The sequence below is a fragment of the Streptomyces sp. NPDC052236 genome (assembly GCF_044548015.1).
Taxonomy (GTDB): domain Bacteria; phylum Actinomycetota; class Actinomycetes; order Streptomycetales; family Streptomycetaceae; genus Streptomyces.
In genome coordinates this window covers 1-8,075 of sequence record NZ_JBIUBL010000069.1, presented here as the reverse complement: position 1 = coordinate 8,075, position 8,075 = coordinate 1, and the positions used below count along the sequence as shown (strand labels likewise).

Sequence of the window (8,075 nt, the reverse complement as noted above, 5' to 3'; positions counted from 1 at the left end):
CTGCTGCAACGTCGCCCCGATATCCGACGTACGCGTCGTCGTCATCGACTGCACAGACACCGGAGCATCCCCGCCCACCGCCACCGACCCGACCTGGATCTTGCGGGTGACCCTCCGGTCGGCGAGCTTCGTCGGAATCGCCGGCATTCCGAGAGAAATTGCGGTCATCTGCTGTGCAACCCCAAGGTGTGGATCAAGATCGAGGTCCCGAGATCAGCGGGCTCCAGCCACCGAGATTACGGCACGCGGGCGCGGCCGAGCACATTCCTGCCACAGTCCACAGTGGTATCGACCCCAAACCCCTCATGCGTACGGCCGGACACAGAACGTGTCCGGCCGTACGTCTGGGGGTTCGATCAAGCGATCAGGTGATCTTGACGGGGTTGACTATGTCGGCCACCAGCACCAGCAGGGTGAAGCAGATGAAGATCCCCGCCACCACGTATGCGACGGGCATCAGCTTGGCCACGTCGAAGGGGCCGGGGTCGGGGCGCCGGAACACCTTGGCGATGTTGCGGCGTACGGACTCCCACAGGGCGCCCGCGATATGCCCGCCGTCCAGCGGCAGCAGCGGCAGCATGTTGAACAGGAACAGGGAGAGGTTGAAGCCCGCGAGCAGCATCATGAACATCGCGATGAGGTTCTGGGTGGGCGCGTCGATATTCATCACTTCACCGCTGATGCGTGCGGCCCCGAGGACGCCCACCGGGGAGTCGTCCTTGCGGTCGCCGTCGCTGAAGGCCGCGCTCCACAGGTCCGGGACCTTGGACGGCAGGGCGACGATCGACTCCACGCCGTTCTCGATCATGTCGCCCATGCGGTCGACGGAGTCGGTGAAGGAGAGCGGCAGGATCTCGGTCTGCGCGGCGAAGCCGAGATAGCCCGCCGTGACGTACTTGTCGGGGACGATATCGCCGGACGAGTCCTTCTTCGCCACCAGGTTCTGGGCGAGGGTGGCCTGGAGGGTCTGCTGCCGGCCGTCGCGCTCGACGGTGATGGCGGCGGGGCCGACGGTCTCGCGGATGTGGTTCGACAGCTCGGCCCAGTCGGCGACGGGATCGCCGTTGAAGGCCACGATCTTGTCGCCGACCTGCAGCCCCGCGACCTTGGCGGGCGAGGGCTTGTCGCCCTTCTGGCAGGTGTCGCGGTCCAGCTCCTGTGAGATGACGCACTGCTGGACCCCGGCGACCTCGGTGGTCTGCGTGGCGAATCCGAAGGACATGGCCACGCTCATGAAGATCACGACGGCGAGGACGAGGTTCATGAACGGCCCGGCGAACATGACGATGACGCGCTTCCACGGCTTGCGCGTGTAGAACATCCGCTTCTCGTCGCCGGGCTGCAGCTCCTCGAAGGCGGCCGAGCGGGCGTCCTCGATCATCCCGCGCCAGGGCGAGGTGGACCGGGCCTCTATCTTGCCGTCGGCTCCCGGCGGGAACATCCCGATCATGCGGATGTAGCCGCCCATCGGGATGGCCTTGATGCCGTACTCCGTGTCGCCCTTGCGCCGGGACCACAGGGTCGGGCCGAAGCCGACCATGTACTGGGGCACGCGGATACCGAAGAGCTTGGCCGTCGAGAGGTGGCCCAGCTCGTGCCAGGCGATGGAGATCAGCAGCCCCACAGCGAAGAGGGCTATGCCGAGGACCGTCAACAGAATCGTCATGCGCGAGCCTCCGCGGGCCGTGCTTCGCTGAATGTGCCTGCCAGTTCCCGGGCCCTTGCCCGGGCCCAGGTTTCCGCTTCCAGTACGTCCGCCACCGTGAGCGGGGTTCCCGAAACGGGATCACCGTGCTCGGCGACGACTCCGGTGACCGTATCCATGATTCCGTTGAACGGCAGCCGACCCGCGAGAAATGCCTCTACGCATTCCTCGTTCGCGGCATTGAACACCGCCGGCGCCGTGCCGCCGGCCTGGCCGACCTGGCGGGCGAGTGCCACCGAGGGGAACGCGTCGGTGTCGAGGGGGAAGAACTCCCAGGTCGATGCCGTCGACCAGTCGAAGGCCGGGGCGGCGTCCGGGACCCGTACGGGCCAGCCGATGCCGAGGGCGATCGGGCCGCGCATATCGGGCGGGGTGGCCTGGGCCAGGGTCGAGCCGTCCACGAACTCCACCATGGAGTGGACGTAGGACTGGGGGTGGACGACGACCTCGATGCGGTCGAAGGGGATGTCGTAGAGGAGATGCGCCTCGATGACCTCAAGGCCCTTGTTGACCAGGGTGGCGCTGTTCACCGTGATCACCGGGCCCATGGCCCAGGTGGGGTGCGCGAGGGCTTCCTCGCGGGTGACATGGGCCAGCTCCGCGCGCGTACGTCCGCGGAAGGGGCCGCCGGACGCGGTGACGACGAGTTTGCGTACGTCGGCTCTCGTCCCGGCGGCGAGCGCCTGGAAGAGGGCGGCGTGCTCGGAGTCGACCGGGATGATCTGTCCGGGCTTGGCGACGGCCTTGACCAGCGGCCCGCCGACGATGAGCGACTCCTTGTTGGCGAGGGCGAGGGTGCGGCCCGCTTCGAGCGCGGCAAGGGTGGGCGCGAGTCCGATGGAGCCGGTGATGCCGTTCAGCACGGTGTGGCAGGGCGAGGCGGCGAGCTGGGCTGCGGCGTCGGGCCCGGCCAGGATCTCGGGGCCGGGCTCGCCGCCGTACTGCCCGGCCAGTGCCTCGCGCAGCGCGGGCACGGCGTCCTCGCGGGCCACCGCGACCGTGTCGACGCGCAACTGCCGCGCTTGCTCGGCCAGGAGTCCGACCCGGCCGCCCGCGGCGGAGAGCGCGGTGACGCGGAAGCGGTCGGGGTTGCGCAGGACCAGGTCGATGGCCTGCGTGCCGATGGACCCGGTGGAGCCAAGGACGACGAGGTCCCGGCGGCCTTCGCTCGCGTCGAAGGCGATATGGGGGTCGGCGAGAGGTGATGGGCTGTCGCTCATGCCCACCATTGTGGCGTCAACCGCGCTCCGCCCGGACAGCGCGTCCACTACTCGCCGCTTTCCGGGGTCCCCTTCTGATTCGCCCGGAACTTCTCCCACTGGGCCCGCATGACCTCTTCGGGCACTCCCCCGATGTCCTTGGTGCTGATGATGTCCGCCCGGAAGGAGAGCGTGACCGAACCGGACCGTACGAGGGTGAGGTACTCGTAGAGCTTCAGCTTCCCGTCCCCGACATCGCGGATGGTGAAGCGGTACGCCTGCGCCTCGTCCGCATCGGCCGCGAAGGCGGGCGCCTTGACCGGCTCCACCTTGAGGTACTTCGCCTGCGCGAGGGCCCGGTCCTCGGTGAAGCCGCCCGCGCACCGGGTACCGGCCGCGGCCAGGGCCTTCATCACGGCGGCGGCCCGCCCGTTCGCGTACGAACGCAGTTGTACGGAGACGCTGGTGCCGTTCATCTCGTCGGCGACGTCGACCTCGCGGTGGACCTCGGCGGCCGGGTCGAGGTCCGTGACGCCCTTGGCGAGGCTGACCAGCGGCTGGCAGACGGCGGGGTCGGCGGTGTAGTCCTCGCTGCGGGGCGCGCCGAGGTCCGATGCCTCGTACGGGCCGATCTTCTCGCCCTCGGTGAAGGAGAGGGCGGTGAGTTCGGCCTCGGTGAGGGCCTTGGGCCCGGCGGCGGAGGCAGCGGCGGATGGTTTCCCGCCCTTGCCGCCTCCGTCACCGTCGCTGCCGCCGCACGCGGCGAGGGTGCTCAGCACCACCGCTCCCACCACCGCGCGCCGCCACTTCCTGTTGCCGTTCCCCGCCCCGAACATCCCTGCCCCGATTCCCCTGTTGATCCCTGTTGATCGTCAGGGGTCGATTGTGGGGCACGCGCCGGAGCCGGTCGCCCCCGGCCCGTCAGCGGATCGGTCGGTGCACGTTCTCCCGCCGGGCCGGGCCCGGGGTCGCGTCCGCGATCCAGGGGCCGTCGCCGCTGGGGTCGACAATGCCCTGCTCCAGCCACGTATACGCACCGGACAGGACACCTTCCACCACCTTGCGGTCGAGATCGTCCGTGTTCGACCACAACCGGTTGAAGAGCTCCTCCACGCGGATGCGGGACTGCCGGCAGAAGACATCCGCCAGCTGGTACGAGGCGCGGCCGTGCGCCTCGGTGGTGCGCAGCATTTCGGCGCGTACGCACGCCGCGCTCATCGCGAACAGCTCCGCGCCGATGTCCACGACCCGGCCGAGGAAGCCCTGCTTGGTCTCCATCCGGCCCTGCCAGCGGGACATCCCGTAGAAGGTCGAGCGGGCGAGCTTGCGGGCCGTGCGTTCGACGTACCGCAGGTGCCCGGAGAGGTCCGGATGACCCGCCGGGTGGAACTCGCTGTACGTACGCGGAAGCTGACCCGGCCCCGCGACCAGTTTGGGGAGCCAGCGGGCGTAGAAGGCCGCGGCGTTCGCGCCGGCCTTCGCCTTGTCGGACAGGGACTTGTCGGGGTCGATGATGTCCCCGGCCACCGCGAGGTGCGCGTCGACCGCCTCGCGGGCGATCAGCAGGTGCATGATCTCGGTCGAGCCCTCGAAGATGCGGTTGATGCGCAGATCGCGCAGGATCTGCTCGGCGGGTACGGCCCGTTCGCCGCGGGCCGCCAGCGAGTCGGCGGTCTCGAAGCCCCGGCCGCCGCGGATCTGGACCAGTTCGTCGGCCATCAGCCAGGCCATCTCGGAGGCGTACAGCTTGGCCAGCGCCGCTTCGATGCGGATGTCGTTGCGGTCCTCGTCGGCCATCTGCGACGCCAGGTCGAGGACCGCTTCGAGGGCGAAGGTGGTCGCGGCGATGAAGGAGATCTTGGTGCCGACGGCCTCGTGCCGGGCGACCGGCTTGCCCCACTGCTCGCGCGCCGCCGACCATTCGCGGGCGATCTTCAGGCACCACTTGCCCGCGCCCGCGCACATCGCGGGCAGCGAGAGCCGTCCGGTGTTGAGGGTGGTGAGGGCGATCTTGAGGCCCGCGCCCTCGGGGCCGATGCGGTTCGCGGCCGGGACGCGTACCTGGTGGAAGCGGGTGACGCCGTTCTCCAGGCCGCGCAGGCCCATGAAGGCGTTGCGGTTCTCGACGGTGACGCCCTCGCTCGCCGCCTCGACGACGAAGGCGGTGATGCCGCCCTTGTGGCCCTCCGACTTCGGTACACGGGCCATGACGACGAGGAGGTCGGCGACGACGCCGTTCGTCGTCCAGAGCTTGACCCCGTCGAGGATGTACGAGTCGCCGTCCGGGACGGCCATGGTGGCCAGGCGCGCCGGGTCGGAGCCGACGTCCGGCTCGGTCAGCAGGAACGCGGAGATGTCCGTACGGGCCAGCCGCGGCAGGAACGTCTCCTTCTGCTCCGGCGTGCCGAACAGTTTCAGCGGCTGGGGCACGCCGATCGACTGGTGGGCCGAGAGCAGGGCGCCGACCGCCGGGTTCGCCGAGCCCACCATGGCGAGTGCCTTGTTGTAGTACACCTGGGTCAGGCCGAGGCCGCCGTACTTGGTGTCGATCTTCATGCCGAGCGCGCCGAGGTCCTTGAGCCCGTCGATCACCGCGTCGGGGATCTGGGCCTCGCGCTCGATGAGGGCGCCGTCGATGCCCGTCTCGCAGAAGTCGCGGAGCTTCGCCAGGAATTCCTCGCCGCGCTGGGAGTCCTCGTCGGCGGGCATGGGATGCGGATGGATCAGATCGAGCCGGAAGCGACCGAGGAACAGTTCCTTGGCGAAGCTCGGTTTGCGCCAGTCCTGCTCGCGCGCGGCCTCGGCGACCTGTCGGGCTTCTCGCTCACTGACCTTGGGATGCCGGTTCTTGTCGAGTGGGGCGGACATGAGGCTCACCTCGCCGCGAGTCGGGGAATCCAGGGGGAATCCAGGGGCGTCGGGCGGGGCGCTGGTCGCCCTACCGACCGGTGCTACTCGTCCGTAATACCCGATTATCGGCCTCTCCACCAGTCTGCGTACGGCAGTGGGGCGACAGCGACGGCCGGTGCGCCCGCATGGCGGATTCCGGCTGTCGTTGTCGGGGTGGGGGTGCTCCCCCCACGCCCGCTGGGGCGTAGGGGGAGTGTTGGGCGTGCAGCGCCCGCCGTTCACGGCGGGAAGGAGATCAAAGATCCAGGCCGGTGAGGACCATGACCCGCTCGTAGGTGTAGTCGTCCATCGCGAAGCGCACACCCTCACGGCCGACACCGGACTGCTTGACGCCGCCGTAGGGCATCTGGTCCGCGCGGTAGGACGGCACATCGCCGATGATCACGCCGCCGACCTCCAGCGCGCGGTGGGCGCGGAAGGCGGTGCGCACATCGTGCGTGAAGACGCCGGCCTGCAGGCCGTACTTGGAGTCGTTGACGGCGGCGAAGGCCTCGGCCTCGCCGTCTGCTCTGCGGACCGTGAGGACCGGTCCGAAGACCTCCTCGCGGGAGATCGTGGCGTCCGCGGGTACGTCGGCGAGCACGGTGGGCGCGTAGGAGGCGCCCTCGCGCTTGCCGCCCGCGAGCAGCTTCGCGCCCGCCGCCACGGCCTCGTCGACCCAGGACTCCACGCGCTTGGCGGCGTCCTCGCTGACGAGGGGGCCGACGTCGGTGGCGGGGTCGGACGGGTCGCCGGTGACCTGGGCTCCGACGGCGGCCACCAGCTTCGGCAGCAGGCGCTCGTACACCGACGCGTCGGCGATCACGCGCTGCACCGAAATGCAGGACTGGCCGCCCTGGTAGTTGGAGAAGGTGGCGATACGGGTCGCCGCCCAGTCCAGGTCCTGGTCGGACGCGAAGTCGCCGAGGACGACGGCGGCGCCGTTGCCGCCGAGCTCCAGGGTGCAGTGCTTGCGCGGCACCGAGTCCATGATCGCGTAACCGACCTTGTCGGAGCCGGTGAAGGAGATGACCGGCAGCCGCTCGTCCTGGACGAGGGCGGGCATCCGGTCGTTGGGGACCGTGAGGACGGACCAGGAGCCCGCGGGGAGCTCGGTCTCGGCCAGCAGCTCGCCGATGAGCAGCCCGGAGAGCGGGGTGGCCGGGGCGGGCTTGAGGATGATGGGCGCGCCGACCGCGATCGCCGGGGCGATCTTGTGGGCGCAGAGGTTCAGCGGGAAGTTGAACGGCGCGATGCCGAGGACGGCGCCCTTGGGGAAGCGGCGGGTCAGCGCGAGCCGTCCCGCGCCACCGGCGTCGGTGTCGAGGCGCTGCGCCTCGCCGCCGTTGAAGCGGCGGGCCTCCTCCGCCGCGAAGCGGAAGACGGACACGGCCCGGCCGACCTCGCCGCGGGCCCACTTGACGGGCTTGCCGTTCTCGGCGGAGATCAGCTGGGCGATCTCCTCGGTGCGCTCGGCCAGTCGGCGCGACACATGGCCGAGGGCGTCGGCGCGTACGTGGGCCGGGGTGGCCGCGAACTCGTCCCGTACGGCGTGCGCGGCGGCGACGGCCTCTTCGATCTGGGCATCGGTCGGGACGGCGACCCGGCCGACGATCCGGCCGTCCCAGGGCGATGTGACGTCGAGGGTGCCTTCGCCGGTGGCCTGACGGCCGGCCAGCCAGAAGGCGTGGGTGGCTGCCTCATTTTCCTTTGGCATGTCCGGATCCCGGCCCTTCCGAGGTAGTGGGGGTGGTGGCGATTGTCCGTGCCCCACGGTAGGTGTGTGGCGGCCCGGGTGGGGTTGGCCCAGGTGGAGTGTTCCGGTGGGCCGCCTCGCCCTTTTGTACGTGACGGCTCCGGGGCGTGTTTGAGAAGTAGCGCCGTCCGCCCGTAGGGCGGGCCCTGCGGCGTCTGGTGCGTGCAATCGCAAGGCGATGGGGGGCACCCCCAGGCGAAGCTCCGGGGGAGTGCTTGGGCGACTCCGACAACACCGCGAGTGCGCGTGCCAGGCGTCTCGGGGCTGGGGGTCCCCCGGACGAAGTCCAGGGGGAGAGACTTCTCAAACACACCCTAGGAGACCGATGAAGATCTTGAAATCGCGCCCGGATTGCACCGGTTCGACCTGATTGACTTTTACCGGCAATCCGGGGTGAATCGGGCGGCCCGAGCAAGATCTTCAGGAGTCTTCTAGGGCGTGTTGCGAAAGTAGCGCCGTCCGCCCGAAGGGCGGGGCCTGCGGCGTCCGGTGCGTGCAATCGCAAGGCGGAGGATCATCCTCGTAC

6 protein-coding genes are annotated in these 8,075 nt (G+C 69.8%); all 6 read right to left on the bottom strand.

Translation table 11 applies throughout. From position 1 onward, the window contains the following. Positions 1-168 (bottom strand): flavodoxin-dependent (E)-4-hydroxy-3-methylbut-2-enyl-diphosphate synthase (locus ACIHCQ_RS44295; protein WP_399674977.1); only part of this gene is annotated, 168 nt, incomplete at its 3' end. 196 nt (positions 169-364) lie between these two features. Continuing rightward, entirely contained in the window at positions 365-1,666 is a 1,302-nt protein-coding gene (locus ACIHCQ_RS44290; protein WP_399674974.1) for a M50 family metallopeptidase, read from the bottom strand. Further along, entirely contained in the window at positions 1,663-2,934 is a 1,272-nt protein-coding gene (dxr, locus tag ACIHCQ_RS44285) for a 1-deoxy-D-xylulose-5-phosphate reductoisomerase (protein ID WP_399674976.1), read from the bottom strand. The genes ACIHCQ_RS44290 and dxr overlap by 4 nt, the downstream gene beginning before the upstream one ends. A 38-nt stretch (positions 2,935-2,972) precedes the next feature. Then, positions 2,973-3,740 carry a hypothetical protein gene (locus ACIHCQ_RS44280; RefSeq protein WP_399674972.1) on the bottom strand — a complete coding sequence of 256 codons (768 nt, stop codon included), beginning with the start codon at positions 3,738-3,740 and terminating at the stop codon, positions 2,973-2,975. 85 nt (positions 3,741-3,825) lie between these two features. Further along, positions 3,826-5,772: an acyl-CoA dehydrogenase family protein gene (locus ACIHCQ_RS44275; RefSeq protein WP_399674970.1), complete on the bottom strand. Its 1,947-nt coding sequence runs from the start codon at positions 5,770-5,772 to the stop codon at positions 3,826-3,828. A 277-nt stretch (positions 5,773-6,049) separates the two neighbouring features. Next, positions 6,050-7,510 carry an aldehyde dehydrogenase family protein gene (locus ACIHCQ_RS44270; protein ID WP_399674968.1) on the bottom strand — a complete coding sequence of 487 codons (1,461 nt, stop codon included), beginning with the start codon at positions 7,508-7,510 and terminating at the stop codon, positions 6,050-6,052. Between the last annotated feature and the right edge of the window lie 565 nt (positions 7,511-8,075).